At 71.0% G+C, this 18,135-nt stretch carries 17 protein-coding genes and 1 pseudogene; 12 read left to right on the plus strand and 6 right to left on the minus strand.

The annotated features are described in order from the left end of the window. Window positions 1–32 precede the first annotated feature (32 nt). The 4 genes from malX to AB0I94_RS31585 all read left to right on the plus strand — a co-directional run bounded on the left by malX (window position 33) and on the right by AB0I94_RS31585 (window position 4,182). On the plus strand, window positions 33–1,643 hold the full coding sequence (malX, locus tag AB0I94_RS31570) for a maltose/glucose-specific PTS transporter subunit IIBC (protein WP_363313126.1): 1,611 nt from the start codon (window positions 33–35) through the stop codon (window positions 1,641–1,643). Between the two features lie 3 nt (window positions 1,644–1,646). Then, window positions 1,647–2,849 carry a MalY/PatB family protein gene (locus AB0I94_RS31575; protein ID WP_363313127.1) on the plus strand — a complete coding sequence of 401 codons (1,203 nt, stop codon included), beginning with the start codon at window positions 1,647–1,649 and terminating at the stop codon, window positions 2,847–2,849. Between the two features lie 111 nt (window positions 2,850–2,960). After that, window positions 2,961–3,443, plus strand: a complete 483-nt coding sequence (locus tag AB0I94_RS31580; protein WP_363313128.1) for an Lrp/AsnC family transcriptional regulator — start codon at window positions 2,961–2,963, stop codon at window positions 3,441–3,443. A gap of 49 nt (window positions 3,444–3,492) precedes the next feature. Further along, on the plus strand, window positions 3,493–4,182 hold the full coding sequence (locus AB0I94_RS31585; RefSeq protein ID WP_363313129.1) for an HAD family phosphatase: 690 nt from the start codon (window positions 3,493–3,495) through the stop codon (window positions 4,180–4,182). Window positions 4,183–4,527: 345 nt separating this feature from the next. Here the strand turns inward: AB0I94_RS31585 and AB0I94_RS31590 are convergent, their stop codons facing one another. Then, a complete protein-coding gene (locus AB0I94_RS31590; RefSeq protein WP_363313130.1) occupies window positions 4,528–5,187 on the minus strand; it encodes a helix-turn-helix domain-containing protein in 660 nt (219 codons plus the stop codon). A 70-nt stretch (window positions 5,188–5,257) separates the two neighbouring features. On the opposite strand from AB0I94_RS31590, the gene AB0I94_RS31595 reads away from it, so the two are divergent. Beyond that, window positions 5,258–8,464, plus strand: a complete 3,207-nt coding sequence (locus AB0I94_RS31595) for a carboxyl transferase domain-containing protein (RefSeq protein WP_363313131.1) — start codon at window positions 5,258–5,260, stop codon at window positions 8,462–8,464. Window positions 8,465–8,580: 116 nt separating this feature from the next. On the opposite strand, the gene AB0I94_RS31600 is transcribed toward AB0I94_RS31595, so the two are convergent. Then, the gene (locus tag AB0I94_RS31600; RefSeq protein WP_363313132.1) at window positions 8,581–9,189 is read right to left on the minus strand and encodes a hypothetical protein; all 609 of its coding nucleotides are present in this window, start codon (window positions 9,187–9,189) and stop codon (window positions 8,581–8,583) included. 338 nt (window positions 9,190–9,527) lie between these two features. Between AB0I94_RS31600 and AB0I94_RS31605 the strand changes: the two genes are divergently transcribed. Continuing rightward, the gene (locus tag AB0I94_RS31605) at window positions 9,528–9,998 is read left to right on the plus strand and encodes a DNA-binding protein (RefSeq protein ID WP_363313133.1); all 471 of its coding nucleotides are present in this window, start codon (window positions 9,528–9,530) and stop codon (window positions 9,996–9,998) included. Window positions 9,999–10,084: 86 nt separating this feature from the next. On the opposite strand, the gene AB0I94_RS31610 is transcribed toward AB0I94_RS31605, so the two are convergent. After that, entirely contained in the window at window positions 10,085–10,567 is a 483-nt protein-coding gene (locus AB0I94_RS31610; protein ID WP_363313134.1) for a GNAT family N-acetyltransferase, read from the minus strand. Window positions 10,568–10,584: 17 nt separating this feature from the next. On the opposite strand from AB0I94_RS31610, the gene AB0I94_RS31615 reads away from it, so the two are divergent. Continuing rightward, window positions 10,585–11,364 (plus strand): SGNH/GDSL hydrolase family protein, encoded by a 780-nt coding sequence (locus AB0I94_RS31615; RefSeq protein ID WP_363313135.1) that lies wholly within the window; start codon window positions 10,585–10,587, stop codon window positions 11,362–11,364. Between the two features lie 33 nt (window positions 11,365–11,397). Here AB0I94_RS31615 and AB0I94_RS31620 read toward each other — a convergent pair whose 3' ends face one another. Next, window positions 11,398–11,928 carry a hypothetical protein gene (locus tag AB0I94_RS31620; protein ID WP_363313136.1) on the minus strand — a complete coding sequence of 177 codons (531 nt, stop codon included), beginning with the start codon at window positions 11,926–11,928 and terminating at the stop codon, window positions 11,398–11,400. 116 nt (window positions 11,929–12,044) lie between these two features. Further along, entirely contained in the window at window positions 12,045–12,395 is a 351-nt protein-coding gene (locus tag AB0I94_RS31625; RefSeq protein WP_363206557.1) for a hypothetical protein, read from the minus strand. Window positions 12,396–12,699: 304 nt separating this feature from the next. Between AB0I94_RS31625 and AB0I94_RS31630 the strand changes: the two genes are divergently transcribed. The 3 genes and pseudogenes from AB0I94_RS31630 to purB all read left to right on the plus strand — a co-directional run bounded on the left by AB0I94_RS31630 (window position 12,700) and on the right by purB (window position 15,540). Then, window positions 12,700–13,671: an alpha/beta hydrolase gene (locus tag AB0I94_RS31630; protein ID WP_363313137.1), complete on the plus strand. Its 972-nt coding sequence runs from the start codon at window positions 12,700–12,702 to the stop codon at window positions 13,669–13,671. Window positions 13,672–13,803: 132 nt separating this feature from the next. After that, window positions 13,804–13,899, plus strand: a pseudogene (locus AB0I94_RS31635) (alpha/beta hydrolase); the annotation flags it as partial. Between the two features lie 198 nt (window positions 13,900–14,097). Further along, the gene (gene purB, locus AB0I94_RS31640) at window positions 14,098–15,540 is read left to right on the plus strand and encodes an adenylosuccinate lyase (RefSeq protein WP_363313138.1); all 1,443 of its coding nucleotides are present in this window, start codon (window positions 14,098–14,100) and stop codon (window positions 15,538–15,540) included. Between the two features lie 11 nt (window positions 15,541–15,551). Here purB and AB0I94_RS31645 read toward each other — a convergent pair whose 3' ends face one another. Next, window positions 15,552–16,229 (minus strand): DedA family protein, encoded by a 678-nt coding sequence (locus tag AB0I94_RS31645; RefSeq protein ID WP_363313139.1) that lies wholly within the window; start codon window positions 16,227–16,229, stop codon window positions 15,552–15,554. 134 nt (window positions 16,230–16,363) lie between these two features. Between AB0I94_RS31645 and AB0I94_RS31650 the strand changes: the two genes are divergently transcribed. Then, window positions 16,364–17,500, plus strand: coding sequence for a sensor histidine kinase (locus tag AB0I94_RS31650; protein WP_363313140.1), 1,137 nt, complete (start codon window positions 16,364–16,366; stop codon window positions 17,498–17,500). Next, complete coding sequence (locus AB0I94_RS31655) at window positions 17,500–18,135, plus strand: response regulator transcription factor (protein ID WP_363313224.1); 636 nt, start codon at window positions 17,500–17,502, stop codon at window positions 18,133–18,135. Before AB0I94_RS31650 ends, AB0I94_RS31655 begins: the two co-directional genes overlap by 1 nt.

The raw sequence follows: 18,135 nt of genomic DNA on the forward strand, positions 1-18,135 counted from the left end.
CGTCTCCGCTCAGGCCCGAAAGACCCGCACACATGCAGAAGACCAAGTCCGCGCTCTGGGAATTTCTCCAGGGCCTCGGCAAGACGTTCATGCTTCCGGTGGCCCTGCTCGCGTTCTGCGGCATCATGCTGGGCATCGGCTCGTCCCTCTCCAGTGAAGCCGTCACCGAGAACCTCACCTTCCTCCAAGGCGAGGGTTTCGACCTCGTCTTCACGTGGATGGCGAGCACGGGGCTCGTGGCCTTCAAGTTCCTCCCCGTGATGTTCGCGATCGCCATCCCGCTGGGCCTGGCCCGGGAGGACAAGGGTGTCGCGGCGTTCTCCGGCTTCGTCGGCTTCGCCGCGATGAACCTGGCGGTGAACTTCTACCTCACCGCCAAGGGCGTGGACCTCGAGGACGAGAAGGTCATCTCCCACTACGGCATCGCCGACGTGATCGGCATCCAGTCCATCGATACGGGGCTGCTCGGCGCCGTCGCTGTTGGCATCGTTGTCAGCGTCCTTCACCAGCGCTTTCGTGCCCAGCGGATGCCTGATGCGCTCGCCTTCTTCGGCGGCCTGCGGTTCGTGCCGATCATCTCGACACTCGTCCTCAGCCTCCTCGGTCTGCTCATTCCGCTGGTGTGGCCGACGTTCAACGGCTGGATCACCGATCTCGGGCGCGCGATCGGTCACGCGGGCGTCTTCGGGCCGTTCTTCTTCGGCATGGGCGAGGTGCTCCTGCGGCCGATCGGCCTGCACCACATCCTCGTCGCCATGTTCCGCTTCACGGATGTCGGCGGCTCCGGCGCGGTCTGCGGCGACCACGTCTCCGGCGCGCTGAACCTCTTCTACGCCCAGCTCAACTGCGCGACCCCGCCCGGTGACGCGGTCACCGACGCCACCCATTTCCTGTCCCAGGGCAAGATGGCGGTCTATCTCGGCGGACTGCCGGGCGCGGCCCTGGCGATGTATCACTGCGCGGACAAGAAGATGCGCCCGGAGATCAAGGCCCTCCTGATCTCCGGCGTCGTGGCGTGCGTCGTCGGCGGCATCACCGAACCGCTGGAGTTCCTGTTCCTGTTCATCGCGCCGTGGCTGTACTTGATCCACGCCGTACTGGTCGGCCTCGGGTTCCTGACCGCCGCGGTCCTCGGGGTGTTCATCGGCAACACCGACGGCAATGTCATCGACTGGCTGGTCTTCGGCGTCCTTCAGGGCACGACGACGAAGTGGTACCTGATACCCGTCATCGCCGCGGTGTGGTTCGCCGGCTACTACTTCCTCTTCCGCTGGGCCATCACCCGCTTCGACCTCAAGACGCCGGGGCGCGACGAGCCGGTGGCGGAGGAGGAGGCCGAGGCTGGGGCTGAGGCGTCCGTCGAGGAAGGCGCGGCGGCTCCGCGTGAGCTGATCGCCGGGAAGTACGACGCCGTGGCGATCCTGGAGGCGATCGGCGGCGCCGAGAACATTCAGACCCTCGACAACTGCATCACCCGCCTGCGCATGACGCTCGCGGACGCCGAACGGGTCGACGAGGCCCGGCTGAAGAAGCTCGGCGCGGTCGGCGTCGTCAAGCTCGACGCGCACAATGTGCAGGTCATCATCGGTCCGCAGGTGCAGTCGGTGAAGGACGCGATCGCGTCGATGGTCCGGGTGGGCTGACCGGTGGACCACCCTTCCGACTTCGACTTCGACTTCAGCGAGTTCGACTTCGACACACCGGTCGACCGGCACGGCACCTGGTGCACGCAGTGGGACTACGTCGAGGACCGCTTCGGCGTCCCTGACCTGCTGCCGTTCACCATCTCGGACATGGACTTCGAGACGGCGCCCGCGGTCCTCTCGGCCCTCCGCGGCAGGCTCGACCACGGCGTGCTCGGCTACTCCCGCTGGCGACAGGCCGACTTCCTCTCCGCGATCGTCGACTGGTACGGCGAACGCCACGCGACCGAGGTGGCCCCGGAGTCGATCGCCTACGGCCCGTCCGTCATCTACCAGGCCTCCCAGCTCCTGCGGCTCTGGTCACGCCCCGGTGACGGCGTCGTCGTCCACACTCCGACGTACGACGCGTTCCCCAAGACCGTCGCCGCGCACGGACGGCGGCTGCTCGGCTGCCCGCTCGGCGACTGGGCCGAACTGGAGCGGCTGCTCGCCCTGCCGGACACGGCCGTGCTGCTGCTGTGCTCTCCCCACAACCCCACCGGCCACGTCTGGACGGAGGCCGAACTGGACCGCGTCGCGGCTCTGTGCGCGCGGTACGGCGTCGCGGTGATCAGCGACGAGATCCACTCGGACCTCGCCCACCCGCCGCACGTCCACCGTCCGTGGTCCCTGCACGGCGCCCGCGACGGCCGCTGGGCGGTGGTGACATCGGCCTCGAAATCCTTCAACATCCCGGCGCTGACGGGCAGTTACGCGATCATCGGTGACGCCGCCACACGCGAGGCGTACCTGCGCAATCTCAAGGAGGCCGACGGCCTCTCGTCCCCGGCGGTGCTCTCGCTGGTCGGACACATCGCGGCGTACAGAGAGGGCGGGCCGTGGCTGGAGGCCCTGGGCACCTACCTCCGCGGCAACCTCCACCTGATCGCCGACCACCTGAACAAGGCGTTCCCCGCCCTGGACTGGAAACCGCCCCAGGCGGGCTACCTGGCCTGGATCGACGTGAGCCCGCTGGGCGTGAGGGACGAGACCCTCCAACGCGAACTGATCGACACGCAGAAGGTGGCGATCATGCCCGGCACGGCCTATGGCTCCCCCGGCCACCTGCGCCTGAACGCGGGCTGCCCGCGCGCGAAGGCCGAGCGGGGCGTGATGGCCCTGGTGGAGGCGGTACGGGCGATCCACCGGCGGGACGCGGCGGGGTGAGGTGCGCGGCCGGAGTGGTATCCGCAGGTCAGGTCGGTCACCAGCGGCTGCTCGCCGGGGTCCGTTGGTACAGTCACGTGGTTCATCCCTCGTCCCCGGGAGACCCGCGCCATGGCCGTCGACGAACTCGACACCCGTATTCTGCGTCTCCTCCTGGAGCAGCCCCGCACCAGCGTCCGTGAGTACGCGCGTGTGCTCGGTGTCGCCCGCGGCACCCTGCAGGCCCGGCTCGACCGGCTCGAGCGGGACGGGGTGATCACCGGGAGCGGGCCCGCCCTGTCGGCTGCCGCGCTCGGGCACCCCGTGCTCGCCTTCGTGCACATCGAGGTCACACAGGGGCATCTGGACGAGGTGGGTGAGGCGCTCGCCGCCGTGCCGGAGATCATCGAGGCCTTCTCGATCACCGGCGGCGGTGATCTCCTGACCCGTGTGGTGGCCAGAGACAACGGCCACCTGGAGGACGTGGTACAGCAACTGATCCAGATGCCGGGCGTGGTGCGCACCCGTACGGAGATGGCGCTGCGCGAGCGCGTCCCGCACCGTCTCCTCCCGCTCGTCCAGTCGATCGGCAGGGCCTGCGCCGAGCAACGTTGAGCTGCGGCTTCGGCCTGCGTTGAACTGCGGCTTTGGCATGCTGGGGTGCATGCGCATACTCGGCAACACCTCGGTCATCTTCGATCTCGACGGCACTCTCGTGGACAGCGAGCCGAACTACTACGAGGCGTCGCGCGAGCTGCTCGCCGAGCACGGCGTCGCGTACACCTGGGCCGACAACGAGCGGTACGTGGGCATCGGCACCCAGGAGACCCTCGCCACGTGGAAGGACCGGTACGGCATCGGCGTACCGGTGGCCGAACTGCTCACCGAGCTCGACCGGCGCTATCTCGCTCTTGCCCGCGCCGACACGCACGTCTTCCCGGAGATGCGGAAATTCGTGGAGCGGCTGCACGGCGCCGGGGTGCCGATGGCCGTGGCCTCCGGGTCGTCCCGCCCCGCCATCGAGGCGATCCTCTCGGGCACCGGCCTCGACGCGCTCCTGACCACGGTCGTCTCGGCCGACGAGGTCGACCACGGCAAGCCCGCGCCCGACGTCTTCCTGGCCGCCGCCGCGCTCCTCGGCGCGGACCCGGCCGACTGCGTGGTCCTGGAGGACGCCGCTCCCGGCGCGGCGGCAGCGCACGCGGCGGGGATGCGCTGCATCGCGATCCCCTACGTCACCGCCCACGCCGACCAACCGGCGTTCGCGTCGGCGGAGCTGCTGCTGCGGGGCGGACAGGCCGAGTTCACGGCGCAGGCGGCTTGGGACCACCTGGCCGCGCTGACGCGGCCGTAGACACGGATGCGGCCCCGGTCGCGGCCCGCTCGGCGAGCTCCGCCTTGTTGACCTTGCCGGTGGCGGTCAGGGGCAGCTGGTCAAGGATCCGGATCACCGGCCGTCCGGCCGAGCGGCGCGCGCCCCTCGGCCGCGGCCCTCGCCTCGCTGTCGTCGGCCACCAGGACGTCCCGTACGGCCGTTCCCTTCGCGCACCTCATTGAGCACGCCGGTCGGTGAACTGTGCGTGACGCCCCTCAGTGAACTGTGCGTGACGACGATCTCGAACCCGGCGTTCCGCAGGCCCACCCGCCCGCAGTTCGTGATCGCGCTGCTCGCTGGTCTTCCATGGGCCTGGGGCGCCCCTCAGCGTGGGGTTCGACCTGGGGTCCCCGGGGCCCCGCCCGGGTGTTCGACTCCCAGCAGGTGCAGGAACATGGCGGTCACGTCGCGTACGGCCGCGTCGTACGCCTCCGGGGCCGACGCCGTGAGCCGGGCGAACTGGATGCTCATGCCGCCGACCGCGCGGGCCACGGCGAGCGGATCGGCGACCGGCCGGGCCCTGCCCTCGGCCGTGAGCCGCCGGATGTAGCGGGCGGAGCGGTGGACCGGGCGCTCCTGGGTCTCCTCCCACAGGGCGCGCACGTCGTCGTCGGTCTGCGCCTGCTGCTCCAACAGCCGTAGCAGCGGCAGGTGGTGGGCGTAGGCGGCGATGAAGGCGGCGGTCGAGGCCCGCACGACCTCGCGGGCGTCGTCACGGTCGACGCCCGGCACGTCCTGCGCGGCGAGGAACGCGTCCCGTACACGCACCGCGAGGACGCGGAAGATCTCCTCCTTGGACGCGAAGTACACATAGAAGCCCGCCCGCGAGACCTCCGCCTCCGCGGTGATGTCGGCGATGGTCGTCGCGCCGTACCCGCGCCGCGTGAACACGGCTTCGGCGGCGTCCAAAAGCCGCCCGCGGGCCGGGGCGTCGCTGCGGTCGCGGGCGGTGCGGGTCGCCCAGGGCTGCTGATGTCGTGCCACGCGGCGAGCTTATTGACGTTGACGCCAATGTCAATGAGCATGGCGGCGCCGGATACCTCAGGAGGGCTCCATGGGTTCTGCCGCCGTGCTCGTCGCCAACCGCGGGGAGATCGCCGTCCGCGTCCTGCAGGCCGCCACGGAGTCCGGTCTGCGCACGGTCGCTGTGTACGCGCAGGACGACGCCGCCGCTCGGCACGTCCAACTGGCGGACGAGGCGCAGCCGTTGGAGGGAACGGGTCCGGCCGCGTATCTCGACGCGGACGCGGTGCTCGCCGCGGCCCGTCGCTCCGGGTGTGAACTGGTGCACCCCGGCTACGGATTCCTGAGCGAGGACGCGCACTTCGCGGCTCGGTGCGCGGAGGCCGGACTGCGGTTCGTGGGGCCCTCACCCGAGGTGCTCGGCCTGTTCGGCGACAAGGCACGCGCGCGCGGGCTCGCCGAGCGGCTGGGGGTGCCTGTCCTCGCGGGCACGCGAGGGCCGACGAGTCTGCCCGAGGCCACCGAATTCCTTGCCGGGCGCGGCCCTTCGGGCGCGGTGATGGTGAAGGCCATCGGGGGCGGCGGCGGGCGCGGCATGCGGGCCGTGCGGCACCCGGACGAGCTGGCGGACGCCTGGGAACGCTGTCGCTCGGAGGCCCTGCAGGGCTTCGGGCGCGCCGAGTTGTACGTGGAGGAGCTGCTGTCCGGCGCCCGCCACATCGAGGTCCAGATCCTGGGTGACGCGACCGGTGAGATCACCCACCTCTGGGAGCGCGACTGCAGCGCACAGCGCCGCCATCAGAAGCTGGTCGAGATCGCTCCGGCGCCCGGGCTCCCCCCGGCGATCCGGGAGAAGCTCTTGTCCGCGGCGCTGCGGATGGCACGCGAGTGCGGGTACACCGGTCTCGGCACCTTCGAATTCCTGCTCCTGGGCGAGGAGTTCCACTTCATCGAGGCGAACCCCCGCCTCCAGGTCGAGCACACGGTCACCGAGGAGGTGACGGGCGTCGACCTGGTGGTGACCCAACTGCGGCTGGCGGCGGGCGACTCACTCGCCGCCCTCGGACTCGCGGGTCCGCCGCCCGAGCCGCGCGGCTACGCGCTCCAGGCGCGCGTCAACGCCGAGTCCCCGGCGTCCGACGGCACCGCCCTCCCCTCCACGGGCACACTCACCCGCTTCGACGTGCCGACGGGGCCGGGAGTGCGGGTGGACACCGCGGCACGCAACGGAGCGGAGATCGGAGCGCGTTACGACTCGCTGCTCGCCAAGGTCATCGCGCACACACCACACGGGGACTTCGCCGCGGTCTGCGAACGCGCGTCCCGCGCCCTCGCGGACTTCGCCGTCGAGGGCGTACGCACCGGGATTCCCCTGCTCCGCGCGCTGCTCGCCCATCCGGGATTCACCGCGGGCGGCGCGCACACGGGCTTCGTGACCGAGCACATGGCGGAGCTGCTGCCCGATGTCGCGGAGCCGCTGCCCGACGAGCCTCGGCAGGTGCTCCCGGGTGACGCGGCTGTCACCGCCCCCATGACGGGGACGGTTGTCAGCGTCGACGTGGCGGTGGGCGAACAGGTCGCTGCGGGGCAGCAGTTGCTCGTGCTCGAAGCGATGAAGATGGAGCACGTGCTGCGCGCGACCGCCTCCGGAACCGTGACGGCGCTTTCCGCACGGGTCGGCGACATGGTGGCGGAGGGCCGGCCCTTGGTCATGGTGGAGGTGTCGGCGGCCGGCGAGGCGGCCACGGGACTCGCCGAGGAAACCGCGGACCCGGACGCCATCCGCCCCGACCTGGCCGAAGCCCTGGCCAGGCACGCGACCGGCCTGGACGCCCAACGTCCCGAAGCCGTCGCCAAACGCCACCGCATCGGGCGCCGCACGGCCCGCGAGAACATCGGGGACCTGTGCGACGACGGCACCTTCACGGAGTACGGCGCGCTCGCGATCGCCGCCCAGCGCCGCCGCCGCTCCCTCGACGACCTGATCGCCACGACGCCCGCCGACGGCATGGTCACCGGTACGGGGCGGATCGACGGCGTGCGGTGCGTGGCGATGTCGTACGACTACACCGTCCTCGCCGGTACCCAGGGCCTGCAGAACCACCGCAAGACGGACCGCATGCTCCAACTGGCCGAGGAACGGCGGTTGCCCGTGGTGCTGTTCGCGGAGGGCGGCGGCGGGCGTCCCGGCGACACCGACTCGACGTCGGTCGCCGGGCTCGACGTGACGACGTTCCATCGGATGGGGCGGCTGAGCGGCCGGGTACCGCTGGTGGGCGTCGCGTCGGGGCGGTGTTTCGCGGGAAACGCGGCCCTGCTCGGCACCTGTGACGTGGTGATCGCGACGCCGGAGGCCAGTATCGGCATGGGCGGCCCGGCGATGATCGAGGGGGGCGGCCTCGGCGTGTACCGCCCCGAGGAGGTCGGCCCCCTCTCCGTCCAGGTGCCGAACGGCGTGGTGGACATCGCGGTCGCCGACGAGGCGGAGGCCGTGCGGGTGGCGCGGAAGTACCTGTCCTACTTCCGCGACGCGTCGGCCCACCGTGGACCGGACGGCGGTTGGGACGCGCCGGACCCACGGCTCCTGCGGCACGCGGTCCCGGAGAACCGGCGCCGCGCCTATGACGTGCGGGCCGCGATCGAGGGCATCGCCGACACGGGCTCGGTCCTGGAACTGCGGCGCGGTTTCGGCGTCGGCATCCTCACGGCTCTCGTCCGCGTAGAGGGCCGGCCGATGGGTCTGCTCGCCAACAACCCCGGGCATCTGGGCGGCGCGATCGACCGCGACGCGGCGGACAAGGCGGAACGCTTCCTGCGGCTGTGCGACGCGTTCGGGCTCCCCGTCGTCTCCCTCTGCGACACGCCGGGCTTCATGGTCGGGCCGGAGGCCGAACGGACCGCGACCGTACGGCACTTCGCCCGGCTCTTCGTGACCGGCGCTCAGCTTCGCGTCCCGCTGGTGAGCCTGGTCCTGCGCAAGGCGTACGGACTCGGCGCGATGGCCATGATGGGCGGCTCCACGCGTGCTCCCGTGGCCACGGCGGCGTGGCCGAGCGGCGAGTTCGGCGGGATGGGGCTCGAAGGCGCCGTCCGACTGGGCTACCGCAAGGAGCTGGCCGCGATAGCCGATCCCGGGGAGCGGCAGCGGGTGTTCGATGCCCATGTCGCGGAGCTGTACGAGCACGGCAAGGCGGTGAATGCCGCGGCCGCGCTGGAGATCGACGCGGTCATCGACCCCGCGGAGTCCCGGAGCTGGATTCTGGCCGCGCTGGAAGGGGCGGGCGGGCCACGTCCGTGAGCAACTCCCGGCCCGCGTCCGCCTTCAGCCCCCTCCCCTCGGAGCCACGGCGTACCGACAGGCGGCCCGCGGGGCTGGTCAGTACATGGTGGCCAGGTCAGTACACGATGGCCCGGTCAGTACATGATCCCCACGAGGCCGTCCCCCTGCTCGGCGCAGACGAGTCCGCCCGCGCAACAGGCGCCCCAGCTGCCGGAGCCGGGCCCGAAGAGGGTCACCCGCTCCCAGTGCTCCGCCGTCGGCCTGGCCCGTGAGAGGCGAAGGCCGAGTTCGCCCACGGCCACCTCGGCGGGCGGCGGCCCGGCGGGTGATGCGGCGGCCCCTGGCAGTACGGCCACGATCTCCGCGGCGGGATAGCCGAAGAGGTCGATGTCGTCCCAGGCCACCGGAGTCGGCTCGGCGCGGTCCGACCGGGCCGGCGCCTGGATCTCCACGCGGGCGAGCCGGTCCGTGGCCCCGGGGCCGCCGCCGCCGAAGCCGAGGACGATGCCGTCCAGCTCGGCGTCGAAGTTCCACTCGGGCTCGAAGAGGAGGCCGCCGAGCCAGGCGTCGTGCGCGTGCCGGAGCTCCGCGTACTGGCCCAGGGTCAGCCCCATGCACTGCCGGTGCCGCTTGACCCTGTCGGGCGGCAACAACTCCAGGACCTCGCCGGGTGTCATCCCGAACTTCAACAGCCCTGCTCCGCCCGGCAGTTCCACGCCGACTTCTCGCAACAACTCCAACATTGCACCATTGTTCACCAGTTGACCCAGGTGGCAAGGCTGTTGACGAGATCACACGGAAACCGGTTGCACGGGTGCTGGTCAGCGGCGGTCAGGACTGAGGACGGCTGCCGTGGTTGGCCGCGTGCTTACGGCGTGCCTTCTTCTTGCGGCGTCGCTTCGATGACATGCGATTCCCCTCTCACCGGGTTCATCATGAGTGGCATTTCAGGTGTTTTCCACCGTTCCATACGGCACGTCGCCCGGCGACTGGACGAGTGCGCAATCAGACGCTGCGCATGCAAACAAAGCGTTCACAACGAAGCGTTGACAACATTACGTGTGCCCCTCATGCTGAGCCCATGACCTCCACTCCCGAGCAGCGGCCCGCCGAGACCGACCCCTTCAGCCCCACGCACCCGGACCAGGTGCGCGCGGGCCGCGCCCCCGCCGCCCTGTTCCGCATCGCCGAACGTCACGCGGTCACCGACGAACAGCGGCGTCGGCAGGTCCACGCCACGGTCGTCGGCCCGTACGAGGCGGCACGGCTCGTGACGTTCCTGCTCACCGGCGTCGCGGATCCCACGGACGGCGAGCCGGAGGTGGACCACGCGGACATCACCGCGGCGCTGACGCTCATGCCGATGGCGCGCACCGAGATGGACGAAGTGGAGGCCGGGCTCCTGCAGATGGCCCGCGGTCGCGGCATGACCTGGCCGGAGATCGCCTTCGGACTCGGCCTCGGCACGCCGCAGGCGGCCAGGCAGCGCTACGAACGGCTGGTAGGCCGTACGACGGTCGCCGACACGGAAGCCACTCCCCCGAGCCCATGACGACCACGGCTCAGGGACCCGGAACCCGGAACCCGGAACCCGGAACCCGGAACGGCGACCGCTCCGAGCCCGTGGCTGCTGCTGCTTCAGGCCCCCGCGCCCGCATGCCGCAGCCAGACATAGCTGACGGGCTGCGGGGCGTTCCACTCCGCGGCGAGGGCCGGGTCCACCGGCACGAATCCGGCCCTTTGATAGCAGCGCAGGGCGGCGGTGTTCCCGGGATGGACGCGCAGGAAGATCTTCGCGTACCCGGCCCGCAGGGCCTGCTCGGCCAGCCCCCGCACCAGCCTTCGCCCGTTGCCCCGCCCACGGGCGCCCGGCGCGACGATGATCCGGGCGAGTTCCGCCTCGCCCTCCTCGTCGTCGCGCCACACCTCCCCGTAACCGAGGAGCGTCAACCCCTCGCGCAGCACATGGCCTCGCACATCCGAGTCCAGCTGCCACCCGGCGACCACCTGCGCAGCCACGGGAAAGTCGTTTCGCCCACACCACAGGGCCACCTCGGCGGCGGAGGACGGCCAGCGCGCCACCGTGCCCGCATCCGCCACGGCAAAGGGCCGAAGCTCCATGTACGATCGCTCCCGCCATGCAGATGAATGCCAACTACACCAGTCTCGTCGCGGTCGGCGACTCCTTCACCGAGGGCATGTCGGACCTGCTGCCCGACGGCAGCTACCGCGGCTGGGCAGATCTGCTCGCCGCCCGGATGGCTGCGGCCTCCCCCGGATTCCGGTACGCGAACCTCGCCGTACGCGGGAAACTCATCGGACAGATCGTGGCCGAGCAGGTGGACGTGGCGGCCGCCATGCAGCCCGATGTGATCACCCTGGTGGGCGGCCTCAACGACACGCTGCGCCCCAAGTGCGACATGGTCCGCGTCCGCGACCTCCTGGAGGAGGCGGTCGAACGCCTCGCCCCCGCCTGCAAGCAGCTGGTCCTGATGCGCAGCCCCGGCAGGAACGGCCCCGTGATGGAGCGTTTCCGTCCCCGCATGGAAGAGCTCTTCGTCCACATCGACTCGTTGGCGGCACGGCACGGCGCCACGGTCGTGGACCTGTACGGATCGGCCGCGCTCGGCGACCAGCGCCTCTGGGACGTGGACCGGCTCCACCTGACGGCCGAGGGCCACCGCAGGGTCGCCGAAGCGGTGTGGCAGTCCCTCGGCTACGCCCCCGAGGACGACTGGCAGGCCCTGCTCCCGGCCACGGCCCCACCGAACTGGGCGGCCCGCCGCGTGGCCGACATCCGCTTCGCCAGACAGCACCTGGCCCCTTGGATCGTCCGCCGCCTCACGGGCCGCTCCTCGGGCGACGGCCTCCCGGCCAAGCGGCCTGAACTTCTGCCTTTCGAGGACCCGCGGTCGTAAGCGCTGTCGGCCGCTGCCGACCGCCGCTTCGTGCTACGTGCTCTCCCTCGCCGTGTCGGCGAACTGGGCGAGGCCCTGGGCCAGGGCTGCCATGGCCCGGTCGAAAGCTTGTAGCTGCTCGCTCGTGACGGCTGACGGGGCTGGTGACGCTGCTGGTGACGGTTCCTGGCTCGCGCTCCAGCGGGTGGCGAGGGTCAGTGGTTCGGCGACCAGGTCCGTCGTCCGTACCGCCTGTCTGTAGACCCGGCGGGGTCCGGCCAGCATCAGGACCGCGTGCTCCGTGATGAGCTCGTGGTACTGGGCGTCGATGTCCGCGGTGCGGGCACGGGCTGTCGCTGCGTCGAGCGGCTCGTAGAGGTCGGTCAGGTCCGGTCGGAAGTGGCGGCTGAGGTCGACCAGCGCCACGCGAATCCGGGCCACCAGGGTGAGATAGGCGAGACACGCTTCCTGCCTCGCCTTGTTCTTGTTCAGGCGTGACGCCGACATCGCCGTGACGAGCGCCGCCGTCCCGGTGGCGATCGCCCCCACGGCCGCGCCGAGAATCGCCGCCAGTCCTTGATCCATCCTCGCCCCCGTGACGGTCTGGTGACGCCCCGCGTGAATCTGGCGTCACAGCATAGAGCGGCGCGGGTGAGCTGCCCCCGGGGGCGGCTCACCCGCGCCGTCGGTCGTCGCGCGGCCTACTCCTCCACCTCGTCCTCGAAGTGCAGCGCGATGGACTGCAGTACGTCCGCCGACGTCACATCGGTGCGTCCTTCGTCGTGCGCCTCGGCCAACTGTGCGAAGGAGAAGGCGAAGGCCGACGTGATCTGCTCGATGACCGGGCTCAGTTCCCGGCCCACGACCTCGGCGACCTCGATGGCGGTGGCGTCGGCGGGGATCTCGATCCGCGGCAGCATCTCCTCCAGCATCGCGCCGACCGCGCCGCTGGGTTCGACCTCGCCGTCCGGGTTCTCCCGTACCTGTCTGCGCATCTCGATCGCCTCGGTCAGGATGCCGACGACTCTTTGGATGATCTCGCGCTGCTCCATGTGGTGCAGCCTAGACGTAGGCGGATCACCAGGAGTTGCGGCACAGCCGGGACGACCGGCCGCAACCGGCCGTTGTCAGTGCCCGGTGTCACGATGCGCCCATCTCAGCAGAGCCGGGAGCGTGCATGGGCACTTGGGAAGCGGTCGGCGCAGTGCGCTCCCAGGTCACAGGGAATGCGCTGGCGGGCGATTCGGCCCGCTCTTCCGCCTTTAGCTTTACGGCACAACCCCACAGGGCCTGGTGTCCCGAACGGGGTTGCCCGCCGGACAGTCCGGTGCGTGGCTGAATTCTGAGGAGTCCGTCTTGTCGGATGTTGTTGAGCCGGTCGTGCCGGTACTGGAGCCGGCGGCCGCCGCGTTCGCGGAGGCGACGTCACGTCCCCCGTTCCTGTTCGACCTGGCGCCCGAGGAAGGGCGCAAGGCGGTCGACGAGGTGCAGTCCGGTCCGGTGGAGCTGCCGGAGGTGGACGAGGAGTGGGTGACGGTTCCGGGCGGCCCGACGGGAAGTGTGCGGGCGCGGATCGTGCGTCCCGCGGGAGTGTCCGGTTCGCTGCCGGTGATCCTCTACATTCACGGCGCGGGCTGGGTGTTCGGCAACGCGCACACCCACGACCGCCTGGTGCGCGAGCTGTCCGTGGGCGTGGGCGCCGCCGTGGTGTTCCCGGAGTACGACCTCTCGCCGGAGGCGCACTACCCGGTGGCGATCGAGCAGAACTACGCGGTCGCCCGGTGGATCGTCGCCCAGGGGGCGTCGCACGGTCTGGACGGGGCACGCCTCGCGGTGGCCGGGGACTCGGTGGGCGGGAACATGAGCGCGGCACTGACGCTCATGGCCAAGGAGCGCGGCGACGTTCCGCTGCTGGGGCAGGTGCTGTTCTACCCGGTCACCGACGCGAGCTTCGACACCGGTTCCTACCGCCAGTTCGCCGAGGGCTACTTCCTGCGTCGGGACGGCATGCAGTGGTTCTGGGACCAGTACACGACCGACGAGAGCGAGCGCGCGCAGATCACGGCGTCGCCGCTGCGGGCCACCACCGAGCAGCTGACCGGGCTGCCGCCGGCCCTGGTCATCACCGGTGAGGCCGACGTGCTGCGCGACGAGGGCGAGGCGTACGCGAACAAGCTGCGCCAGGCCGGGGTCCCGGTCACCGCGGTCCGTTTCCAGGGCGTCATCCACGACTTCGTGATGCTCAACGCCCTGCGCGACACCCACGCCGCGGAGACGGCCATCGCCTTGGCCGTCTCCACCCTGCGCTCGACGCTCGACGCGCGCTGACGCGCCGCCCTGCCCCACTCCCGGGAGAAGCAACCCTCATGGCCACGAAAGCCACCCCCACCGTCGTCCTGGTGCACGGCGCGTTCGCCGACGCCGCCAGCTGGTCCGGAGTCATCACGGAACTGCAGAGCCGTCGTCGAACTCGACGGCGCCTCCCACGCCGTCGCCGTCTCCCGTCCCAAGGACGTCGCCACCCTCATCCTCGACGCCGTCCGCGCCACCAGCTGACACCCCCTGCCCCGGCCGTGCGGCTCCGCTTCCCCCGAGCGGTCCGCGCGGCCGGCCCTCTGCCCCGTCGGCACGAAGGTCTCGCCCCGGCCGCCGGGCCGATGACTGCGGCCTGCGGCCTGTGACGTGTGACCTGGAGGTTCCTACATCACCAGGATGGTTCGGAGCCTGTATGGACGCCCGGTAAACTCCGTTCACGTGACTGTCGCGCCTGCAAAGCCCCGTATCCCGAACGTCCTCGCCGGGCGTTATGCCTCCGCCGAGCTCGCCACCCTCTGGTCGCCCGAGCAGAAGGTCAAACTGGAGCGTCAGCTCTGGCTCGCCGTCCTGCGGGCGCAGAAGGACCTGGGGATCGAGGTGCCGGACGCCGCCCTCGCCGACTACGAGCGGGTCCTCGACGACGTCGACCTCGCCTCGATCGCCGAGCGCGAGAAGGTCACGCGCCACGACGTGAAGGCCCGCATCGAGGAGTTCAACGCGCTCGCCGGGCACGAGCAGGTCCACAAGGGCATGACCTCCCGCGACCTGACCGAGAACGTGGAGCAGCTGCAGGTCCGCCTCTCCCTGGAGCTGGTGCGCGACCGCACCGTCGCGGTGCTCGCCCGGCTGGGGAAGCTGTCGGGCGAGTACGCGGAACTGGTCATGGCCGGCCGTTCCCACAACGTCGCCGCGCAGGCGACGACGCTCGGCAAGCGCTTCGCGACGACCGCCGACGAGCTGCTCGTCGCGTACCGCCGCGTCGACGACCTGCTGCGCCGCTACCCACTGCGCGGCATCAAGGGCCCCGTCGGCACGGCCCAGGACATGCTCGACCTGCTCGGCGGCGACGCCGACAAGCTCACCGACCTCGAGCAGCGGATCGCCGGTCACCTCGGTTTCGACCGCGCCTTCACCTCGGTCGGCCAGGTCTACCCGCGCTCCCTCGACTACGAGGTCGTCACCGCCCTGGTGCAGCTCGCCTCGGGCCCCTCGTCGCTGGCCAAGACCATCCGTCTGATGGCCGGGCACGAGCTCGTCACGGAGGGCTTCAAGCCCGGCCAGGTCGGCTCGTCCGCGATGCCGCACAAGATGAACACCCGCTCCTGCGAGCGCGTCAACGGCCTCACCGTCATCCTGCGCGGCTACGCGTCGATGACCGGTGAGCTGGCGGGCGACCAGTGGAACGAGGGCGACGTCTCCTGCTCGGTCGTACGCCGCGTCGCCCTGCCGGACGCGTTCTTCGCGCTGGACGGGCTCCTGGAGACGTTCCTCACGGTGCTCGACGAGTTCGGCGCCTTCCCGGCCGTCGTCGCACGTGAGCTGGACCGCTACCTCCCCTTCCTCGCCACGACCAAGGTCCTGATGGCCTCGGTGCGGGCGGGCGTCGGCCGCGAGGAGGCCCACGAGGCCATCAAGGAGAACGCCGTCGCGTCGGCGCTGGCCATGCGCGAGCAGGGCGCCGAGCGCAACGAACTCCTCGACAAGCTCGCCGCGGACTCCCGCATCCCGCTGGACCGCGCGGAGCTCGACGCCCTGATGGCCGACAAGCTGTCGTTCACGGGCGCGGCGAGCGACCAGGTCGCCGCCGTCGTCGCGCAGATCGAGGCCGTGCTCAAGGAGCACCCCGAGGCCGCGGCCTACGCGCCCGGGGCGATCCTCTGAGCGCCTAGCGCTCAGCGCGTCGAGCGGTGCTCGCCCTTGCCGGCCCTGCGCACCCGCACCACCACAAAGGTGAGCACCGCCAGCGCGACCACGGCGATCACGCCCTTGGAATAAAGGCCGACCACCTCGCTGACCTGGTGCCAGCGGGTGCCGAGTGCGTGGCCGATCAGGATGAACACCGCGTTCCAGATGAGACTGCCCGCGGTCGTCAGGGCAAGGAAGACGGGCAGAGGCATCCGCTCGACGCCCGCCGGCACCGAGATCATGCTGCGGAAGATCGGCATCATCCGGCCGAAGAAGACCGCCTTGGTGCCGTGCCGGGCGAACCACTCCTCCGTGCGGTGGATGTCGGACGCCTTCACGAGCGGAAGCCGGGCCGCGATGGCCACCGTGCGGTCCCGGCCGAGCAGCGCGCCGACCGCGTAGAGCGCGAGCGCGCCCACAACGGAACCGGCCGTGGTCCAGAGCAGGACCGTGATCAGACCGAACCTGCCCTGACTCGCCGCGAAACCGGCAAGGGGCAGGATCACCTCGCTGGGCAACGGCGGAAACAGGTTCTCCAGGGCGATGGCCACCCCTGCACCGACGGCGCCGAGCGAGTCCATGAGGTCGGTCGCCCAGCCCGCGATGCCGCCGGTGGGGGCTTCGTTCGCGGCGGCGGACGCTGTGTGCGCGGCAGTGAGGATCATGTATTCGACGCTAGGGAACGGCGACTCGGGCCGGTATGAGGGCGGCCACAGACGTCATGTGCGGTGCACCGCAGGGCAGCCTTGCGGTTTTCCGCAGTACTGGTGCCCCATCCGTTGGACTAGCGTGACCGATCATGCGTACGCATCTACAGCGCTGGTTCAGGGTGACCGTCGGTGTCCTCGCCGGGGCCCTCACCGGACTCGTCGAGATGGCGTTCGCCCTGGTGGCCGGGGTGTGGCTGCTCGCCACCCTCGGACGGCGCACCGGGCGCGGCGCCGAGGCCCGGATCGTGGACGGAGCCCGGCGCCTGGCCGAACTGGAGCGGCGGCGCATGGCCGCGTTCTTCGGCACCGAGCTGGCCACGCCGCCGACCGGCCTGCCCGCCGTGAACTACATCGCGTCGCGGTGGGCGTTCGGTCTGCTCGGCGGTGTCGTGCTCGCCTTCGCGCTGCTCGGGGCGGGTTATGCCTCACTGGCGGTGTGGGGCTGGTTCGTCGCCGACATCCGTGCTCCCGGCACCCTGATTCTCTCCTCGGTCGGCGGCCTCTTCCTGTTCTATCTCTGTGTGCAGGGCACGTACGGCGTCGCGCTCGCGGACGAGCGTCACGCGCGCCGCTTCCTCGGCCCGAACGACGGGCAGCTCATGGAGCGCAGGATCGGCGAACTCGTCGCGAGTCGCGCCGGTGTGGTGGTGGCCGTGCACGACGAGCGGCGCCGCATCGAACGGGATCTGCACGACGGCGTACAGCAGCGCATCGTCGCCCTCGGCATGCTGCTCGGCAGGGCCCGCCGCTCCTCCGAGCCGGAGAAGTCCGCCCGGCTCCTCGCCCAGGCGCACGAGGAGTCACAGCGGGCCCTCGTCGAACTGCGCGACGTCGCCTGGCGGATCTACCCCGCCGCCCTCGACGAGGGCGGGCTCGCCGCGGCCCTGGCCACGGTCGCCGAGCGGGCCGCCATCCCCGTACGTCTCGACTGCGCCCTGCACGAGACCCCGCCCCCGACCGCGCAGGCAGTGGCGTACTTCGTCGCCGCCGAAGCCGTCACGAACGCCGTCAAGCATTCCGGCGCCACTCTCGTCACGGTCCTCGCCGAGCGGCGAACCGCCGTGCTTCACCTGCGCGTCGAGGACAACGGGCGGGGTGGCGCCGACCCGTCCGGCAGCGGTCTGCTCGGGCTCGCCCGGCGCGTGGCCGCCCTGGACGGCACCCTCACCGTGGAGAGTCCCGCCGGTGGGCCCACCCTCATCACCGCGGAGCTGCCATGCGCGTAATGCTCGCCGACGACTCGACGCTGCTGCGGGAGGGCCTGGCCCGGCTTCTCGCGGACGAGGGCCATACCGTCACGGCCTCGGTCGGTGACGCGCAGGCGCTGCTCGCCGCCGTGGCCCAGGACCCGCCCGACGCCGCCGTGATCGACGTACGCATGCCGCCCACCCATACGGACGAGGGGCTGCGGGCCGCCCTCGAGATCCGCAAGGAGTGGCCGCGGACGAGCGTCCTCGTCCTGTCGCAGTACGTCGAACGGCGTTATGCCACCGAGCTGTTGACCACAGCGACCGAAGGCGTCGGGTATCTGCTCAAGGACCGGGTCGTCCAGGTCGACGAGTTCCTGGACGCCTTGGAGCGGGTGGCGTCCGGCCAGACCGCCTTCGACCCCGAGGTCGTACGGCAGTTGCTGACCCTCAGCAGCCACACCGACCCGCTCCAACGGCTGAGCGCGCGCGAGCGCGAGGTGCTCGGCAAGATGGCGCAGGGGCACACGAACGCGGCGATCGCCGGGCAGTTGTACGTCTCGCTGAGCGCCGTCGAGAAGTACATCAACGCGATCTTCGACAAGCTGGAACTGGCGGGGACGACCGGTTACAGCCGCCGTGTGCTCGCCGTCCTGCGCTATCTGGGGTCCTGA

The sequence above is a fragment of the Streptomyces sp. NPDC050147 genome, assembly GCF_040660195.1.
Lineage (GTDB): Bacteria > Actinomycetota > Actinomycetes > Streptomycetales > Streptomycetaceae > Streptomyces.